The organism is Mesorhizobium loti R88b, from assembly GCF_013170845.1.
GTDB lineage: Bacteria > Pseudomonadota > Alphaproteobacteria > Rhizobiales > Rhizobiaceae > Mesorhizobium > Mesorhizobium loti_B.
On record NZ_CP033367.1, the window covers coordinates 4,494,524 to 4,512,822 of the forward strand.

Here is an 18,299-nt window from a genome sequence, read left to right on the forward strand (position 1 = left end):
CCGCCATGCGGTGAGCGAGACGATCTAGCGTGCGGAACGGGAACCGGTTGCGGCCGGAGCGGGTGATTCATGAAACTCCTCGGTAAAAATACAACCGCGCTGCCGCTGATGGCGATCGCGGCAACGCTCGCCCTGGGCGCGCCTCAGGCCGGTGCGCAAGGGCTGTTCGACATGCTGTTCGGCGGCGGCATCAAGCACCAGCCGCAGGGCGAGTTTCCGCCCCCGCCACCAAAGCACAGACCCAAGGCCCCGGCGGGCGGTGGTGTAAAAATCAGCAGCCCGTCCTACTACACCTACAAGGCCGACAAGCTGGTGCGCGTCGACTTCTCGTCGCTGTCCGCGGCGCCACAGCCGGCAACGCCGCAGGATGCCGCGTTCGTTCCGTCTGCCACGGGGGCTGCTTTTCACGACGCCATTGCCAGCTTGAGCGACTACGAGCTTTACGCTGAGCCGGACATTGCCAAGGCGCTGATCGCCTACTACCAGGCCAACCCGGATTTCATCTGGATAAGCGGAACCAGCCTCAACAGCCGCGCGCAGGATGCGGTGCGGGTGCTTGGCGAGGCCGCCAGCTATGGCCTGACGCCGGCCGACTATACGGTCGATGTGCCGGCCGCGAATTCTGCCTCGGGGGACGACGCGGCCAAGTTGAAGGACCTCGTGCGCTTCGAGATGGCGCTGTCGGCGCGCGTGTTGCGCTACGCCCATGACGCCCAGAACGGCCGTGTCGAACCCAACCGTATGACCGGCTACTATGATTTCCCGGCCAAGCCGCTCGATCTGGGCGGCGTGCTGAAGACGCTGGCGCATACGCAGGAAGTGCGTACATACCTCGAATCGCGGCATCCGCAGAATGCGGAATATCAGGCGCTGCGCGTCGAGCTGGAATCGCTGCAGGCAAGCGCCGAGAATGAGATCGTCGTCGATCCCAAGCTGCTGCTGAAGCCAGGCGAAACCAGCCCCGAACTGCCGAAGCTGTTGACGCTGATCGCACGCAGTCTCGATGACGACATGGGTGGCACATATGGCGAGGTCCTGTCGCGGCTGGCGAGCAGCGAGGTCTACGTGCCCGAGCTCGTGCCGCTGATCAAGGCGGTGCAGGTGAAAGAAGGCATGAAGGGCGACGGCGTCATCGGCCCGCGCACCGTTGCCTTGCTGGCGGGCTCGTCGAAGGCCGACAGGCTGCTCAAGGTGCAGGTAGCGCTGGAAGAACTGCGCTGGCTGCCTTCAGATCTCGGCAGCCCGCGTGTGTTCATCAATCAGCCGGCCTTTACCGCGAGCTACATCGACAACGGCCAGGAACTGCTGAAGACACGCGCCGTCATCGGTCGCGTCACCAACCAGACGGCATTCTTCTACGACCAGATCAAGCAGGTCGACTTCCACCCCTATTGGGGCGTGCCGCAGTCGATCATCGTCAACGAGATGCTGCCCCGGTTGCGCAGCGATCCCGGCTATCTCGACCGCGCCGGCTACGAAGTGACCGATGCGAAGGGCAGAAAGATCCCGTCATCGTCGGTCAATTGGGGCGCCTACGGCGCCAACATTCCCTACAATGTGCGCCAGCAGCCGAGCGAGGCCAATGCGCTGGGTGAGTTGAAGATCCTGTTCCCCAACAAGCACGCCATCTACATGCATGACACGCCGCAGAAATCGTTCTTCAAGCAGGATATGCGAGCGCTCAGCCATGGCTGCGTGCGCCTGCAGGACCCGCGCGGCATGGCGGCGGCAGTGCTCGGCACGGATGTCGATTACATCGCCGAGAAGCTGAAGCACGGACACTCGACCGAGGATGTGACGCGCAAGATTCCGGTCTATGTCGCCTATTTCACCGCCTGGCCCGACATGTCCGGCAAGGTCGAGTATTTCGGCGACGTCTACGACCGCGACTCCAGGCTGAAGCAGGCCCTGGATGCGACCGAGGCGGTTCGCTCACCCTCGAGCTGATAATCGAGCGGTTTGCCGGTTCACACCAACGGCGAACCGCTTTTACAGTTTTACCGGAATGCTTCAGCGCTCCATGAGCGGACGTCTAAAGCCGGCGTCGCGCCCGGCGATCAGCCAATAGACCAGCCCGGCGATCAGACCGGCAGCGGCAATGATGCCGATGTCGGCCCAGCGCGCTGAATCCATGTCCTCCGGCGAATTCGGCCAGATCAGGAAAAACCCGCCGGCGGCAGCCGCAGCGCCGAAGAGCATGTGCAGCAGGACGTTGCGCAGCGAAAAGAACTCCGCAATCAGCGCGAAGATGAGGGTCTGCAGACCCGTTATGACGATTGTCACAAAGTAAATGAACATGCCCAGCGGTGGCACCACCAGCGCCGCAAGCGGCGTGACGACGGCAAAACCGAAATACTCAGGCGCGTTGGGCAGGGAACTGAGCGCGGCGTAGATTACCGCCACGGCGATCAGCCCTATCAGCACGGCCACAAGATAGCCGGCTAACATCATCAATATACGTTTGATCACGTGTTTTGCCGTCGCCATGCCCATTCCCCCGTCCGGCGCAGTCAACCCGTCCAGTCAGCCATCAAAGACGATCCGTTGCAAGGGGAGGCGCAAGCGGGCTGCTTTGGCGGCTTTCGTGGATCAAGAAGCAGGCTGATCAGGCGCCGCCACACAAATGCTCCGAGTCCGGCAGGGCCCAGCTCCCCTTGGCGACCAGGTCGATGGAATAGTAGACCCGGCCGCGGTCATCGTCCTTGGGGCAGTCCCTGGGTATCGAGATTAGGCACATTACGACGGGTTCTCCGACCTTCGAGGATGCCAGGCCCGGCTCGCGATCATAGGAGACAGATCCGCCACCGTTGGTGAACGTCGCAGCACTGCCCGCATCAGGCGTGGCTGTTTCCAGCGGGTCGTCGCCAAGCCGCGCGGTCAGCGTCTTGATGTGGGTGGACGCGCATTGCCCGACCGCCGAGGGCAGGGGCTGGTCCCTGTTGCCGGGGTTGTGCGCGGCGGTGTCCAGCGCCTTCTTGCCGATCAGGGCGATGTTATAATCCTGCACCCATGACGGCGCATTGCCATAGGTCTGCAAGGCGTTGTTGAGCGCACTGACGACGCAGGCGGCGTCGCTCTTGCAGGCGTTGCGGTCAGCAATCAAGCCGCGCGCGATCTTGCGCTTGTCGCCGCCGAATGCCGGCTCGAACTCCTTGTAGGCCTTGGAAACAAGCAGATCGATGGCCGACAGTTGCGGATCGGCGCAGATCGCCTTCTCGGCCGGCAGGCTTGCCTTGGCGCAGTCGAAGGATGGCCCCTCGGCCCGCGCCGGAGGCGCGGCAAGGATGCCGCCAGCCAGGATGACGGCAAAGACCAGCAAGACATCGGTTCGAACGGAAAATCGCATGACGGCCCCCAAGCCAACAGGATAGCGCAAGGCGCTGCCCAGCGCCCTCCATGCATATCATATCGCAAGGATGGACATTTTACGGCGGGTCCGTCTAGCAATCGAGGGCGGCCGGAGAAATATCTGCCGAGGGTCCCTATTTCGGTTCGGCGGTCACCGGATCGTAGGTGATTTCGACCTTGGCCTTATCAGATGTGTAGTAGGTGACGGTGTAGGCGTCCTTGTCCCAGTCGACCTCTTTCACGTAGCGAAAGCCGTCGCGCTGCTCGACCTTGGCAAGGATCTCCGACAGCTTCTTGGCGTTGGGCGGCGGCAACGGGTCCTCGTCCGCGGCCAGAGCCGGGCCGGCGATGAGTAAAAATGCGACGCTGGTCGCCATAAGAAATCTGGACATGGTTTTCCCTCAAGTTTCGACGCAGAGAAACTCGCTGGTGTGGTGGTTGGTTCCGTAGCCGGGATGCAGGACCATTAAGCGCATCGACTCGCGGCTGCGCGCGGGAAAAAAGACGTCCGCCAAAAAACCATGATGCGCCGCTTCAATATTTCCAGCCATAGTGCTGGCGTTTCAGTGGGGGGTCCATATGCGCGCACGTCACGTCGTCATGCTTGCACTGTCAGTGCTTTCCATCCCGGCCATTTCCATGCCCGTGCAGGAAGCCAGGGCGCTGGAACCTGAAAAATACACGGTCTACTGCGCCAACGACCACATCGAGGTGTCGTTCTGGGATCTCGAGCAGATGAAGGTACGGAACGGCTCCGATGTCTGCCAGTTCCAGAGCTATACGAGCTACAGCAGCGCATTGAATTTCGCGCAGAAGAATTTTGGCGGGGAAGGGGCGAGCTGTAGTTGCTGAATGGTTCTGGCTTTAGTGCTATCTTTCAGGAAGGAGATGGTGGGCGATGCAGTCACCCGTGAGGACTGCGACTTCTGTCGAGCAGGTTGAGTCCGTATTGCGCCAGCCACGCGCTCGTGAAGCAAGGGGAGGCCAATCCGCAGGCGATAGATCCCTTCTGGTTCGCTAGCCGACACTTCGAAACAAGTAGGCCTCATCGCTTTTCTGTTACACGTCGTTCGGCTAGATTGGGCAGTTCGATTTCTGAAGGAAACTGAAATGAAGGTAAGCGCCGCTTTTGCTCTCGCCCTTATGTTTCCATCGTACGCTTACGCTCTCGACTCAGCCAGCTACTCCAAGACGCTTGATGTTTTTATGGGCGGGACGACCATTGAGGACTATATCGCACATTACTCTGATCGGATTCTTAGTAATTTGCAGGGGAAGTGGGTTGGTATGACCGGCATAGGATCAAGCGATTTCGACAGCGTATTCCCAAAGGCTTGCGGCCTAAATCCGTATTTCATAAGTGGCGTCGGTCCGCTTGGTTTTGACATGGTCAGGGGCAAAGACGGTTCAAACCAAGTACATAGCCACTATAGTCTGATGACAGGGAACACTTTTGTTCAGACCACCCCGCAGGAAGATATCGTGAAATACCTCGGGATCGACGCGAAGACCGAGTTTGATAAGCGGATTGCCAATTCCAATCAGAATGGCATAGCAACAATTATCAAGCCGGAAGAAGACATTGTAGTCATACAACGAAACTACGGCGTCCCAGCTGTATTCGTAAAATGTCCATCGTAGATATCGATCGGATTAATAAAACTTGGTAGGCCGATGGTGGGCGATGCAGGGATTGAACCTGCGACCCCACCCGTGTGAAGGGTGTGCTCTCCCGCTGAGCTAATCGCCCGCTCGTTGCCCGAGGGCCAAGCGAGCCGCGATATAAGGGAGGCTGGCCGGTGAAGTCAAGGCGGTGTCAGGCGTTCTGATAAGGATCGGATTGCCGCACTTTCGAACCCGTTTCCGAGGCGATACCGGTCGCCGATCAGCGCCCAGCGGCAGCGTTGATCAGCTTCTGCGCCAGATCCACGGTCAGCGCGTCGAAATGCGAGATGATCGCCGAGGGTTCGAATTCGCGCACATGGCGATCGGTGTAGCCGAAATCGACCGCCACCACCGGAATGCCGGCGGCCTTGGCGGTGTCGATGTCCGTCTGCGAATCGCCGACCATCAGAGCGTTGTGCGGGTCGCCGCCGGCCAGCTTGATGGTCTCGATCAGATGGCGCGGGTCAGGCTTGCGGAACGCGAACGTGTCCTGGCCGGCGATTGCCGCGAAATGGCTGGTCAGGCCGAGCGCTTCGATCAGCGCCAGCGAATTGGCTTCGTATTTGTTGGTGCAGATGGCCAGGAGATAGCCCGCCTTCTCGAAGCGCGCGATGGCCTCGACGACACCGGGGTAGGGGCGGGATTTGCCGGGAATGTTATCGGTGTAGTGATCGAGGAACACTTTTAGCAGCCGGTCGTGCTCGGCGACATCAAGCGAGCGCTGCTGGGCAGCGTGCGCGCGCTCTATCATGACGCGGCCACCATGGCCGACGAAGCGCCTGAAGCCGGCTTCATCGACGGCCGCGAGTTCGCTGGCGGCCAGGCTGTGGTTGAGGCTGTCGAGCAGGTCCGGCGCCGTGTCGATCAGCGTTCCGTCGAGGTCGAACACGATGATCGGGCGAGTCATGATCCATCCTGTGGCAAATTGTGCACAGGCAGGCGATAGCGGCTGCGGCTGTTCCAGGCAAGGGCGACCGAACCGCGCGCCAAGGGTTTAGAACACAGTCAAAGGCTTTGATCACGGTCAAAAGCTTTGACCAAGCGAGCAAAAATGCTAGGAGCCCGGCACACTAAGTTTCATGCATGTCGTTTCCCAAAATCGAGGTCACTTTTGGGCGACAGGCATTAGGTTCCGGGGCAGCAAGCAGCATGGATGCGAGACAATTGAAGGTCGAGGCCGCGCGGGCGGCCCTTGCTCATGTCACCGACGGGATGCGGCTCGGCATCGGCACCGGCACCACGGCCGAGGAGTTCGTGCGGCTGCTCGCCGACAAGGTCGCCACCGGCATGACCGTCATCGGCGTGCCGACTTCGGAGCGCACCGCAGCACTGTGCCGGGAGCTTGGCGTGCCACTGTCGACGCTGGAGGAAACGCCCGAACTCGATCTGACCATCGACGGCACCGACGAGGTCGATCCCGCACTGACCCTGATCAAGGGCGGCGGCGGCGCGCTGTTGCGCGAGAAGATCGTGGCTGCGGCTTCGCAGCGCATGATCGTGATCGCCGACCAATCGAAGATGGTCGAGACGCTCGGCCGTTTTCCGCTGCCTATCGAAGTCAACCAGTTCGGCCTGCGCGCAACGACCATTGCGATTGGCGCGGCAGCCCAAAAACTCGGCCTTTCCGGTCCGCTTACATTGAGGATGACGGGAGGCCAGGCTTTTGTTACAGACGGCGGCCATTTTATCCTCGATGCATCTTTTGGCCGCATTCCGGATACAAGAGCGCTTTCGAATGCTCTCCATGCCATTCCGGGCGTGGTCGAGCATGGTCTTTTCATCGGGCTGGCGTCAGCGGCCATCATCGCCGGCGGCGACGGCATCCAAACCGTCCATGCCGCCCGAAAACCAGGGAGTTCTACCAATCATGATGTTGCATAACCGGGTTCGCGGCCTTTGCGTCGTTCTGGCGGCTTCGGCCGTCTTTGCCCTTTCCTCGCCGGCATTCTCGCAGGACGTCACGGACTCGCACCTGAAGGCGGCCCGGGCGGCGATCGCCGCGATCCATGCAACTGATTCGTTCGACAACATCCTGCCGCAGGCGGCGGCCGCGCTCGAATCGCAGCTGATCCAGAAGAATCCGGACATGCAGGAGTTGATCGGCAAGACCATCAACGACAAGGCAATCGAGATGGCCTCGCGCCGCGCGGATCTCGAGAAGGAAGCGGCTCTTGCCTATGCGAAGGTGTTTTCCGAAAAGGAACTCAACGACATCGCGACTTTCTACAGCTCGGACGCCGGCAAGAAACTCCTCGACAGCGGCCCGGCCGTGACGCGTGATCTGATCAAGGCAGCCGACATCTGGCAAAACGGCCTTGCCCGCGATCTCGCCCAGCAGGTCGGCGAAACGCTGGCGGCGGCCGCCAAGGCAAATGCGCCGGTTGCCCCTGCTACCACCGCGCCAGCCGCTCCGGCCGATGATGCAGCGCCGGCGGACGGTGCCGCCGCGCCCGCTGACGGCACGGCTCCCGCCGATGGTTCGGCTCCTGCCGACGGCACTCAGAACTGATCCTGCGTTTTCAAATCGGCCTTTGCGGCCACCTGTGAAGCCCGGCTTGTCCGGGCTTTTCTTTTGATGGTTTGCAGCCTACCTGTCACTGACATTTCCGACGTTTGAAGGAGCCGCGCCATGGCCGGTTATGACTATGATCTCTTCGTCATCGGGGGCGGCTCCGGCGGGGTGAGGGCGGCGCGTGTTGCCGCGGCACTCGGCAAGCGCGTCGGCATCGCCGAGGAATACCGTTTTGGCGGCACCTGCGTCATCAGAGGCTGCGTGCCAAAGAAGCTCTATGTCTACGCCTCGCAATTTCCGGAGCATTTCGCCGATGCGGCGGGCTATGGCTGGACGGTGCCGGAAGCCAGTTTCGACTGGCGCACGCTGGTCGCCAACAAGGATCGCGAGATCAGCCGGCTGGAGGCCATTTACAAGAAGAATGTCGAGGGCGCCGGCGGCGAGGCCTTTCATTCGCGGGCGATGATCGTCGACCCGCATGTGGTGCATCTTCTGGGCGAGGACCGTACCGTCACCGCCGACCAGATCCTGATCGCCACCGGCGGCCGTCCGGCGGCGCATCCAGCGCTGCCCGGCCACGAACACTGCATCTTCTCCAACGAGGCTTTCGACCTCAAGGAACTGCCAAAGGCGATCATGATCGAAGGCGGCGGCTATATCGCGGTCGAGTTCGCCAACATCTTTCACGGCCTCGGCGTCGACACCACCCTGGTCTATCGCGGCAAGGAAATCCTCAGCCGCTTCGACATGGATCTGCGCCGCATGCTGCACGAGACCATGGAGAAGAAAGGCATCAAGATACTCTGCCATTCGGTGTCCCAATCGGTGCGCAAGCGGCCGGACGGCCGGCTCGACGCCCTTCTTAGCAGCGGCCAGACGCTGACAGTGGACCAGGTCATGCTGGCCATCGGGCGCATCCCCAACACCGAGAATATGGGCCTGGAAGGCATCGGCATCGAGATGACCGCAGCCGGCGCGATCAAGGTCGACGACTATTCCCGCACCAACATCGACAACATCTGGGCGATCGGCGACGTCACCCACCGCGTGCAGCTGACGCCGGTGGCGATCCACGAAGCGATGTGCTTCATCGAGACTGCCTTCAAAGGCAATCCGACTGCGCCCGACCACCAAACCATCGCGACCGCTGTTTTTTCGCAGCCGGAAATCGGCACTGTGGGGCTGTCCGAAGACGAAGCCGTCAAGCGTTTCGCCGATGTCGAGATCTATCGCGCCAGCTTCCGGCCGATGCGGCATACGCTGTCGGGCCGCGACGAGAAGATGCTGATCAAGCTGGTGGTCGAAGGCGCTTCGCGCAAAGTGCTCGGCGCCCACATACTGGGACCCGATGCCGCCGAAATGGCGCAGCTGCTCGGCATTCCGCTGAAGGCCGGCCTCACCAAGGATGATTTCGACCGCACGATGGCCGTGCACCCGACCGCGGCCGAAGAACTCGTCACCATGTACAAGCCGACATACCGGGTGAAGAACGGCGAGCGCATCTGACATTCGCCTGCCGCCGATGGAGTGATTCATGTCTGTAACCGGTTCCAAGCCGCTCGATCATGACCTCGGCGGACGTGTCGATCAGGTGGTCGACAGGGCGATCGAGGCGGGACGGATTGTCGGCACCGTGATCCTTGTCGCCCGGCGCGGCGAAATCATCTACGGCCGCGCCGCCGGCCTGGCCGACCGTGAGGCCAGGAAATCGATGACGGAGGATGCGATCTTCCGGCTCGCGTCGGTGACCAAACCCGTTGTCGCGACCGCGGCACTTGCCCTTGTCGAGGCCGGCGTCATCAACTTCGATGATCCCGTGGCAAAATTCATCCCGGAGTTCCGGCCGAAGCTGGCGGATGGCGGCGAGCCGGCCATCAGCATCCGACAGTTGCTGACCCATACCGCTGGGCTGGACTATGGTTTTCGCCAAGTAGCCGATGGACCCTACCATCGCGCCGATATCTCCGACGGTCTCGACCAGCCGGGCCTCTCCATGGCCGAGAATCTCGAGCGTATCGCTTCAGTGCCGCTGTCCTATGTACCGGGAACGGGATGGAGCTATTCGGTGGCCATGGATGTGCTGGGTGAGGCCATGGCGAGAGCCACTGGCGCCTCGCTGCCGGAGCTGGTCGATCGGCTGGTCGTCCTGCCGCTCGGCATGCATGACGCGGCGTTTGCCGTGGGCGATCGATCCCGGCTGGTGACGCCTTACGCCGACGGACCGGGCAAGGCCATTCTTATGAGGGACCATCACCGCGTGCCGTTCGGCAACGGTTCCATCTCATTTTCGCCCGGACGTGTCTTCGCCCCTGCTTCCTTCGCCTCGGGCGGCACCGGCATGAACGGCACCGCCGGCGATGTCTTCAAGCTGCTCGAGGCGCTGCGTTCGGGCGGCGGGTCGGTCATCCGCCCCGAAACGGTCGCGGCGATGACCTCGGACGCGATACCGGGGCTGGAAACCACCATGCCCGGCTGGGGCTGGGGGCTCGGATTTGGCGTCCTGCGCGACCCGCTCGCCGGATCGACGCCTCAAACCGTCGGTACCTGGCGCTGGGGTGGCGTCTACGGTCATTCCTGGTTCGTGGATCCGGCGTTGGAGCTGACGGTGGTGGCGCTGACGAACACGGCAATCGCCGGCATGACGGGCGCCTTTCCCGATGCACTCCGCGACGCCATCTACGGCAAGCCGGCCTGAAGGGGAAATCTCCGCCGCCGATCGCCGGCAGCGGAGACAGTTGACGCCGCTACAGCAGCGTGCCGCGCAAGATGACCATCGCCACCGAGAAATAGATCACCAGCCCGGTCACATCGACCAGCGTGGCGACAAATGGCGCCGACGCGCTGGCCGGGTCGAAACCGATCCTTTTAAGCGCGAACGGCAACATCGAGCCCGACAAAGAGCCGAAGGTGACGATGCCGACCAGTGCCGCACCGACCGTGGTGGCGATCAGCGGCCAATGCGGCCCATAGTCGTAGAAGCCCATATACTGCCAGAGCGCGATGCGGCAGATGCCGACCACGCCAAGCATGGCGCCGAGCACGAGACCGGTGGGCAATTCACGCAATGCCACACGCCACCAGTCCCGAAGACCGATCTCGCGCAGCGCCAGCGCCCGGATGACCAGCGAGGTCGCCTGCGAGCCGGAATTACCGCCGGAGCTCATGATCAGCGGGATGAACAGCGTCAGCACGATCGCCTTCTCCAGCTCCCCCTCATAGCTCTGCATGGCGTTGGCGGTCAGCATTTCCGAGATGAACAGGGCGCACAGCCAGCCGCCACGCTTCTTGATCATGGCGAGGAAGCTCATCTTCATGTAGGGCTCGTCGAGCGCCTCCATGCCGCCGAAACGATGCGCGTCCTCCGTCGTCTCTTCGATCATCGTATCGATGATGTCGTCGATGGTGACGATGCCAAGGATCTTGCCGTGGTCGACGACCGGCACAGCGAGCAGATCATATTTGGAGATCGTCTGCGCCAGGGTTTCACGATCGGTCAACGGGGTGACCGTCACCGGCACGCGGTCTGGTGCCACCGACATGATCGAGTCTTCCGGCTCACCGGTGATGAGCCGGCGCAGGCCGGTCGACCGCACCAGAAGGTGCGTCTCCGGATCGACGATGTAGATCGCGTAGACGGTCTCGCGCGTCCGCTCCACCTTTTTTATGTAGTCGAGTGTGCGCCCGACGGTCCAATCCGAGGGAACGCTGACGAACTCCGTCGTCATGATCGATGCGGCGCTGCCTTCGGGATAGCCCAGAATGGAAAGCAGGGTCGCGCGCAGCGGCGGCGCCAACGCACCGAGCAGTTCAGAGCGTGCCGGCTCATCGAGTTCGCGCAGGATGTCGGCCGCCCGGTCGACCGACATGGCGGTGAGCAGCTTGCTTGCCTTGGGCCGGGGCAGGGCCTCCGCGAGTTCGGGCGCGCCCTCGAGTTCAGGCTGATCGAAAATCTCGACCAGCCGCTCGAAGGGTACGGCGCAAAGCAGATCCGTCGCGGTCTCGCGTGATTCATGATTGAGCGCCTCGACCACGTCGGCAACGTGGTCGTTGGCAAGGATGCGGGCGATGGCGACGGCCTCGTCGTCCGCTACAGGGGAAAAATCGTTCATGGCTCACTCCTTGCCGTCCGGCAGGACATGAACCATTCAGGTCACGTCTAGGCGGACGGCGGTTGCGTTCGACTAATACTGTCGCCAGGCATGGCGCGGTGACCTTTCCGCTTGCGGGTTCGGATTCGACTGTCAGCAAGCCGGCGCAACATAGGAGCGCGCCTTGCCAAGTCAATCGCGGTGGGGAGGGAAAACGGTGCCTGATGGCTCCGATCGCGAGACTGTGATCGTCGGCTGCCGCCAGATGCGGCAAGCCACGGTGAATTCATCGTTATTTCTGCTTCAGCCGGCGCGAGAAGCGCAGCCATTTGTCCTCGACCGGCCGTGGCTGGGCCAGAATCGTGGTGAGTTCGACAGGCAAGGCCGGCGCCAGCGGCTTCTTGGTGGCGACACCGTCGGCGATCAGGACCATTGAGTGGTAGAACTCGGTGCCGGCGGCCGATCGCGGCGCCACTGCCTCATGCATGACGCTGATCACGGTGACATCGGGGCAGTTGTCCTTGATCGCCTGATGGAAGGCAATCTTGCCCTGCGGGTCGAGCGCACCGGTCGCCTCATCGAGGAACAGCAGTCCCGGCTGCTGGAGAATGATGCGAGCCACCACCAGCTTCTGCTTCTGGCCGCCCGACAGGACCTGGTCCCAGCTTTTGCCTTCGCGGTTCTCATTGGCCATGTGTTCGATGAAGTCGCCGAGGCCGGCCTTGTGCAGGGCGGACGCGACCTGAGCATCACCATGGTCGAATTCGGAGCCGGGCAGGCAGACCAGCTGTTTCAGCGACACTTGCTGCAGCTTGACCTCCTGGGCGGCATAAAAACTCTTCACGCTGTCGGGGAAGACGATGGTGCCGCGGCCATAAGGCCAGAGGCCGTTGATCGCCTTGATCAGCGAGGTTTTGCCGCAACCGGATTCACCTTTCAGGAAGGTCCATTCGCCGCGCCGAAAGCGCAAATTGGCGGCACTGAGGAAGGGCGTTGCGTCCTCGCCCTGATGCGCCAGTTCGAGCTTCTGGATGGTCAGGCCGAAAACCGGATTCTGGCTGGCATAGTGGAAGTCCGACTGACCGGTCTGGCTGTAAAAGTCCTGCGGATACTGGACATTCTCGATCGCGTTGGCGAGTTCGGTGACACGCTGGCTGTTGGCACGCAGCGACGCGATGGCAGGCATGACATGGATGAACCACGAACATTGGCCGATCAGCGAATTGACCAGTTCGGAGCCGGTTATGTAGCCTTTGAGATCAAGGCCATTGTGGATGAACGGCACCAGCCCCGGCCCATAGGCGACAATGCGGGCACCGATGAAATTGTAGATCAGCTCGAATGACATGTAGACGGTGTTGACGATGTTCAGTCGCGACCAGGTTCCGTCGATATCAACATAAAGCCGGCGATGCATGGTCTTCTGCACGCCTTCGCCGTGCGATGCCGCGACATGGAAACTGCGGCGCAGGAAGGTCGTCAGTTCGCCGCGGTAGCTGCCTTCGGCCTGCTGCATCCGGATATTCAGGCGCTCGAGCAGGCCGCCGAGCTTGACCGCGATCCAGGTGTTCAGCGGCACATAGGTGGCGACTGCCAGGAAGGCCAGGACGGCACTGCCGTAGCTGCCAAGGAATTCCAGCCCCTTCACCTCCACCGACGTTTCGAGCAGTTTCTGGCCGACGAAATAGAGTGAGGTGGCGACGCCAAGCACACCCATGGCGAGGCCGATAGCGCCACCTGTCATGTCCTTGATCGATTCCTGCATGCGCTGGTCGATGTTGTCGGGAGCTGACGTACCGGCGCCGGTCGAAGCATGCTGGGCATGGAAATGCGTGTGATTGCCGTCCAGCAGCGCCTCGTTGAAACGGCTGTCCAGCCAGCCGCGCCATTTGCGGTGCAAGGTCACCGAGACAAGATTGCGGATGCCCGTGAAGCCGGCATCCTTGAGCACGACCAGCAGGACAAGGATGCCGGCATTGACCAGCAGTGTCCGCAGCGGCGTGGTATTGGCGGCGTCATGGAAGAAGGCGATCGAGTTGACCAGTTCACCCGAGGCTTCGGCGAACCAGACGCCCGCCTTGCTGGACAGCGCCGTGAGCAGCGCAATCACCAGTGTCAGCGTCCAGGCTTCTTTCCACCTGTCCGAGACCCAGTAGGCCTTCATCAGGCCCCAGAAACTGCGCATCGAGGATACCGGCGTTAGTTGCGACCGCCCTGGGGCATCGCCTTGTAGTCTATCCGGTACTGACTCCTGCGATCGTCTGCCGATCCGAATCACGATCCCGCCCAAACCTTTTTTGTTTTGTTACGGATGGTAACACCAATTGATCATTTTCCATTAATTTTTAAACCCGGTCCGCCGGATTGCCTCCGAAGCCGTTGCCCTGAGGCAACAGGTTCAGCGCTGAATTGCCTTTGAAACGGTAGATGAAAATCAGATTTTTTATATTGATTTCAGAGCGTTGAACGCGGCCGACGCGAGTATTCAAAAGCTTCCGCTGGGGAAGCCATTCACACGGTTTTGTGAATCAAAAAAGCGGTCGAACAGGTCGACTTTTTACTGCGGACGGACCTGAACGGCTGAAAAAATGCCGTTCGTAGTCTCACCGGACTTACCGTCATCGTGCTTGCCGGAGGCCGAGAAATGACCTGAGACGGCCTTCGCGCAGGGGTCGTTATGCGAAGAGTGCCGTTTGACAAAATACGCACATGAGGTTGAACCTAATCCGGGGCTGTCGGCACCAATGCAGATCAGGTTCTCCAACAAGGAAGCTTCCCAATGCTTGCACGCGCAGCCGCACCCGCAATCCTGTTGCTTTTCGCCTGGTTGCCCCTCTTTGCCTGCGCACCTGTGGCGCATGCCGGCGATCAGTCCATCCCGGCAAGTTCGGAAGGGCAGGTCGAGTTCAATGCCCCCTCCGGCAACATCGGCTGCATCTACACGCCAAAAGGCGGCACCAGTACCTATTCACCACAGGACGGCGGTCCGGAACTGAGCTGCTCCCGGGTTGAACCAAGCTACGTGACCGTGGTACTTGGCCCGGAAGGGCCGGCCACCCTGATCAAGAACCCCGGTGAACAGAGCTGCTGCAGCGACGTAGACAAGCTTGACTACGGGAACAGCTGGAGCCAGGGGCCGTTCACTTGCCAGTCTTCAACCAAGGGGCTGGCCTGCACCGGTAGCAATGGTCACGGGTTCTTCGTCAGCAAAGCCAAGGTGACGGTGCAATAGGCTGCAATGCCACGGCGGCGACCGGCCTCAGCCGACCTTGTCCAGTTCGCCGCGTGCCTTGGCGGCCGCCACCTGGCGGATGGCATCAGACAACGTGTCGACGTCCTGCGCTCCCATCACGGCATATTTGCCATCGAGCAGGAAGCACGGCACGCCCGATATGCCCATGCGCGATGCCGTGGCGATCTCGGTGCGTACCGCTTCGACATCGGCGTCGACCGGCAAGAGCGTGGCCACCACGGACGCGTCCATGCCCGCCTCGCGGGCGGCTTCGACCAACACGGCATGGTCGCCGATATTGGCGCCCTCCTCGAAATTCAGCTGGAACAGGCGACGGACCAGCTTGTTTTGCACGGCTTCACCAGCAGCGCCGGCCCAGCGGATCAGGCGGTGCGCATCCAGCGTGTTTGGCGCTACCTTGATGGCATCGAAGGCGAAGGAAATGCCCTCTGCCTCGCCAAGCGGTTCGATGCGGGCATGGATGTCACGAATGCGCTCGTCGCTGCCGAACTTGGCCAGCATATACTCACGACGATCCTTGCCTTGTGGCGGGATGGTCGGGTCGAGCTGGAACGGCCGCCAGCGGACATGCACCTCGGCGTCGCCAACGGCTGATATCGCCTTGTCGAGGCGTTTTTGACCAATGAAACACCAGGGGCAAACGACGTCGGACACCACATCAACGGTGATGGCGTTCAATTCGCTCATCTCGATCTCCCGAATCTTCAGTTAGCCTTGCGCCACCAGGTCGGCAGTTGATAGCCAAATATGGACGTCTTCTTGGGATGTTCCAAGTAGCTCCAATAGGCGATCCATTGCTGGGTGTTGTACTGCGTCGGCACCATGTAGTTGCCGGAGATCAGCAACCGGTCGAGGACCCTGACGGCCGCGACATAGTCTTCCTTCGAACGAGCGCGCAGCATTGCCTCGATCGCCGCATCGACCGCCGGGTCGGCGACCCCGGCAAGATTGAAGGAGCCTTCGGCCTTGGCCGCCTCGGATCCCCAGCGCCCGAGCTGTTCGAAGCCGGGCGAGAGTGAATTGTTGAAGCCGCTCGATCCGATCAGAGTCTCGAAATCGAAGCGCTGCTTGCGCGATTGGATCTGATCACCGTCGAGGCTGCGAATGGTGATATTGATGCCGATCTTCTCCAGTGTGCGCTGATAGATGCCGGCCAGGCGCTCCTCATCTTGCGAAGCAACCAGCATCTCGAAACCGAAGGGTTGCCCGCTGGGATCGAGCATCGTCCCGTCCTTAACGTGATAGCCGATGCTTTTCAGCAGATCGAAGGCAGCTTTCAGCACCTTGCGGTCCTGACCTGAACCATCGGTGACGGGTGGTCGGTATGTACCGTCCATGACATCGGCCGGCACGCGGCCGGGGTAGGGTGCCAGAAGCGCCTTTTCCCTGTCGTCGGCCGGGTGACCGAGCGCGGAAAGCTCGGAGTTCTGCCAGTAACTCATTGCCCGCGCGTACTTGCCACCGAACAGGTTCTTGTTGGCCCATTCGAAGTCGTAGAGCATGCCAAGTGCACGCCGCACGACCGGGTTGGAGAACTTTGGCAGCCTCGTGTTGAACAGGAAACCGGTCACGACAGGCGGAATGCCGGTATCGAAGGTCTCGGCAATCACGTCGCCCCTGTGGAAGGCCGGGAAATCGAGATCGCGCTCACGCTTGACCGGATCGCTGTCATCGTCGATGGCGCAGAGGCCTTTTTTGAAGGCCTCGAGCTTGGCGTTGGCGTTGAGAAAATACTCGATGGTGATCTGGTCGTAGTTGTCGAAGCCGCGCTTGGCCGGAACATCCTTGCCCCAATAGTCGGGGTTGCGCTTGAATACGATGCGCTGGCCGGGCGCCACCTGGGCAATGGTGTAAGGTCCACTGCCCACCACCGGCTTCAGCGTTGTCTTGTCGAATGTCTCCTTGTCGAAGGCATGTTTCGGGATGATCGGCGTCAGCGCGATGATCAGGGGTGTTTCACGATTGGCCTTGTCGTTGAAGGTAAAGCGCACGCTGTGGTCACCGGTCTTTTCAAGCTTGGCGATCAGGCTCATGCGGGCGCTGTAGGGCGGGCGGCCCTTGTCGGTGAAGACGTCGTAGGTGAACAGCACATCCTCCGGCGTTACCGGTTGGCCGTCCGACCATTTTGCATTTGGGTTGAGATGGAACTCGATCGACTTGCGCTCAGGATCCATGTCGGCGCTGTCGGCAAGCAGGCCATAGAGGCCGAAGGGCTCGTCATAGTTGCGCTGCATCAGCGGCTCGAAGACCAGATTGCCGTAGATCGTGTCCATCATGCCCCGCGCCGTCGTGCGCAGGCTTTTCAGGATGAACGGGTTGAGATTATCGAAGCTGCCGACAACGCAATAAGTAATGCTGCCGCCCTTCGGCGCATCGGGATTAACGTAGCTGAAATGCGTGTAGTCGGGCGGCAGCGCGGGTTCGCCCTGCATTGCAATCGCGTATTTTGGCTCCGACAGCGCGGGCGGCGACAGGATGAGAAGCGATATCGCGGTGATCAGCCAAACAAGAACGCGGCCCATGACCGTCTCCTTAACAGGTCGGCTTGATGATTCGGTGCGCACCCTAGCATGAGGCAGCCGTCTGCCGGCCAATGGGGTCTTCAAGAATTACAAGTGGGCGGGCTGGATTCGGCACCGCTTGCAGTGTAACACGCCGTCCGAAGTCATTCTGTTGCCTCATTTCGGCAACAGGTAGCTGGACCACACGGCACGAAGAAGCCGGTCCCGGGATCATTTGAGAGGAAGTGCACGACATGACGAGCCTGAACAGCAACGCGTACCGCCTGTCGGTCATGGCCGCTGGCGTGATCGGCTTTCTGGGCGCAGGACTTCCCTCTGCTTCCGCACAGCAGCAGCAGCCGCAGATTCCACAGGGTTGGTTCAAGGCCTGCACCAAGCAGGAAGACGTCGATATCTGCAATGTCCAGAACATCACCACCGCCCAGAACGGCCAGCTCGTCACCGGCGTCAGCCTGATCGAGTTGAAGGGCAAAGTGAACCGCAAGGTGTTCCAGGTTACGGTTCCGACCGGCCGACTGGTCGGTGCCGGCATCGGCCTGCAGATCGATACCGGCAAGGCACAGAAGCTCGAATACGTGGTTTGCTTCCCCGACCGTTGCGTGGCGGAAGTGCCGCTGACCGACCAGCTCGTCGGTGCCTTCAAGAAGGGACAAGCGATCACGCTGACCTCGATCAATTTCCAGAACCAGCCGAACCCGATCAAGGTCGCGCTGCAGGGCTTCAGCGGCGCCTATGACGGCCCGCCGCTGCAGCAGTCTGACATCGAAGACCGGCAGAAGAAGCTTCAGGATTACGCGGCCAAGAATCAGCAGGACTTCGCCAAGAAGCTCAAGGACGAGCAGGACAAGGCGAAGACCGCCAACTGATCACCAGCATCGGGCCAAAACCGAATGTCAAAGAAAAAGCGGGGC

The 18,299-nt window shown here is 61.2% G+C and carries 18 protein-coding genes and 1 tRNA gene; 9 read left to right on the forward strand and 10 right to left on the reverse strand.

Annotation, left to right across the window (positions count from 1 at the left end):
* The first annotated feature begins 69 nt into the window (after positions 1 to 69).
* On the forward strand, positions 70 to 1,947 hold the full coding sequence (locus EB235_RS21855) for a L,D-transpeptidase family protein (protein ID WP_027028970.1): 1,878 nt from the start codon (positions 70 to 72) through the stop codon (positions 1,945 to 1,947).
* A 63-nt stretch (positions 1,948 to 2,010) separates the two neighbouring features.
* Here EB235_RS21855 and EB235_RS21860 read toward each other — a convergent pair whose 3' ends face one another.
* The 4 genes from EB235_RS21860 to EB235_RS21875 all read right to left on the reverse strand — a co-directional run bounded on the left by EB235_RS21860 (position 2,011) and on the right by EB235_RS21875 (position 3,899).
* Entirely contained in the window at positions 2,011 to 2,493 is a 483-nt protein-coding gene (locus EB235_RS21860; protein ID WP_027028969.1) for a hypothetical protein, read from the reverse strand.
* Positions 2,494 to 2,605: 112 nt separating this feature from the next.
* On the reverse strand, positions 2,606 to 3,346 hold the full coding sequence (locus tag EB235_RS21865; RefSeq protein ID WP_155256256.1) for a lysozyme inhibitor LprI family protein: 741 nt from the start codon (positions 3,344 to 3,346) through the stop codon (positions 2,606 to 2,608).
* Between the two features lie 136 nt (positions 3,347 to 3,482).
* Positions 3,483 to 3,740, reverse strand: a complete 258-nt coding sequence (locus EB235_RS21870) for a PepSY domain-containing protein (RefSeq protein WP_027028967.1) — start codon at positions 3,738 to 3,740, stop codon at positions 3,483 to 3,485.
* Positions 3,741 to 3,749: 9 nt separating this feature from the next.
* The gene (locus EB235_RS21875) at positions 3,750 to 3,899 is read right to left on the reverse strand and encodes a hypothetical protein (RefSeq protein ID WP_155256254.1); all 150 of its coding nucleotides are present in this window, start codon (positions 3,897 to 3,899) and stop codon (positions 3,750 to 3,752) included.
* A gap of 28 nt (positions 3,900 to 3,927) precedes the next feature.
* Between EB235_RS21875 and EB235_RS21880 the strand changes: the two genes are divergently transcribed.
* Both EB235_RS21880 and EB235_RS21885 read left to right on the forward strand, forming a co-directional pair.
* Positions 3,928 to 4,200: a hypothetical protein gene (locus tag EB235_RS21880; protein WP_155256252.1), complete on the forward strand. Its 273-nt coding sequence runs from the start codon at positions 3,928 to 3,930 to the stop codon at positions 4,198 to 4,200.
* A gap of 258 nt (positions 4,201 to 4,458) precedes the next feature.
* Positions 4,459 to 4,989, forward strand: coding sequence for a hypothetical protein (locus EB235_RS21885; protein WP_027028965.1), 531 nt, complete (start codon positions 4,459 to 4,461; stop codon positions 4,987 to 4,989).
* Between the two features lie 34 nt (positions 4,990 to 5,023).
* Here EB235_RS21885 and EB235_RS21890 read toward each other — a convergent pair.
* Positions 5,024 to 5,098 (reverse strand) — tRNA-Val (locus EB235_RS21890).
* A 135-nt stretch (positions 5,099 to 5,233) separates the two neighbouring features.
* Positions 5,234 to 5,920 (reverse strand): phosphoglycolate phosphatase, encoded by a 687-nt coding sequence (locus EB235_RS21895; protein WP_027028964.1) that lies wholly within the window; start codon positions 5,918 to 5,920, stop codon positions 5,234 to 5,236.
* 242 nt (positions 5,921 to 6,162) lie between these two features.
* Between EB235_RS21895 and rpiA the strand changes: the two genes are divergently transcribed.
* From rpiA to EB235_RS21915, 4 genes are all read left to right on the forward strand, one after another.
* Positions 6,163 to 6,894 (forward strand): ribose-5-phosphate isomerase RpiA, encoded by a 732-nt coding sequence (rpiA, locus tag EB235_RS21900; RefSeq protein ID WP_027028963.1) that lies wholly within the window; start codon positions 6,163 to 6,165, stop codon positions 6,892 to 6,894.
* Entirely contained in the window at positions 6,881 to 7,522 is a 642-nt protein-coding gene (locus tag EB235_RS21905) for a DUF2059 domain-containing protein (RefSeq protein WP_032925356.1), read from the forward strand. The genes rpiA and EB235_RS21905 overlap by 14 nt, the downstream gene beginning before the upstream one ends.
* 120 nt (positions 7,523 to 7,642) lie before the next feature.
* Positions 7,643 to 9,031 carry a glutathione-disulfide reductase gene (gene gor, locus EB235_RS21910; RefSeq protein ID WP_027028961.1) on the forward strand — a complete coding sequence of 463 codons (1,389 nt, stop codon included), beginning with the start codon at positions 7,643 to 7,645 and terminating at the stop codon, positions 9,029 to 9,031.
* Between the two features lie 28 nt (positions 9,032 to 9,059).
* Positions 9,060 to 10,220 (forward strand): serine hydrolase domain-containing protein, encoded by a 1,161-nt coding sequence (locus tag EB235_RS21915; protein ID WP_027028960.1) that lies wholly within the window; start codon positions 9,060 to 9,062, stop codon positions 10,218 to 10,220.
* A 49-nt stretch (positions 10,221 to 10,269) separates the two neighbouring features.
* On the opposite strand, the gene mgtE is transcribed toward EB235_RS21915, so the two are convergent.
* Positions 10,270 to 11,634, reverse strand: a complete 1,365-nt coding sequence (mgtE, locus tag EB235_RS21920) for a magnesium transporter (RefSeq protein ID WP_027028959.1) — start codon at positions 11,632 to 11,634, stop codon at positions 10,270 to 10,272.
* A 271-nt stretch (positions 11,635 to 11,905) separates the two neighbouring features.
* Complete coding sequence (locus EB235_RS21925) at positions 11,906 to 13,798, reverse strand: ABC transporter ATP-binding protein/permease (protein WP_027028958.1); 1,893 nt, start codon at positions 13,796 to 13,798, stop codon at positions 11,906 to 11,908.
* A 594-nt stretch (positions 13,799 to 14,392) separates the two neighbouring features.
* On the opposite strand from EB235_RS21925, the gene EB235_RS21930 reads away from it, so the two are divergent.
* On the forward strand, positions 14,393 to 14,845 hold the full coding sequence (locus tag EB235_RS21930) for a hypothetical protein (RefSeq protein ID WP_032925355.1): 453 nt from the start codon (positions 14,393 to 14,395) through the stop codon (positions 14,843 to 14,845).
* 27 nt (positions 14,846 to 14,872) lie between these two features.
* Here the strand turns inward: EB235_RS21930 and EB235_RS21935 are convergent, their stop codons facing one another.
* Both EB235_RS21935 and EB235_RS21940 read right to left on the reverse strand, forming a co-directional pair.
* A complete protein-coding gene (locus EB235_RS21935) occupies positions 14,873 to 15,553 on the reverse strand; it encodes a DsbA family oxidoreductase (protein ID WP_027028956.1) in 681 nt (226 codons plus the stop codon).
* A gap of 17 nt (positions 15,554 to 15,570) precedes the next feature.
* Complete coding sequence (locus EB235_RS21940; RefSeq protein WP_027028955.1) at positions 15,571 to 17,388, reverse strand: extracellular solute-binding protein; 1,818 nt, start codon at positions 17,386 to 17,388, stop codon at positions 15,571 to 15,573.
* A gap of 233 nt (positions 17,389 to 17,621) precedes the next feature.
* On the opposite strand from EB235_RS21940, the gene EB235_RS21945 reads away from it, so the two are divergent.
* Positions 17,622 to 18,254, forward strand: a complete 633-nt coding sequence (locus EB235_RS21945; protein WP_027028954.1) for an invasion associated locus B family protein — start codon at positions 17,622 to 17,624, stop codon at positions 18,252 to 18,254.
* Positions 18,255 to 18,299: the final 45 nt, after the last annotated feature.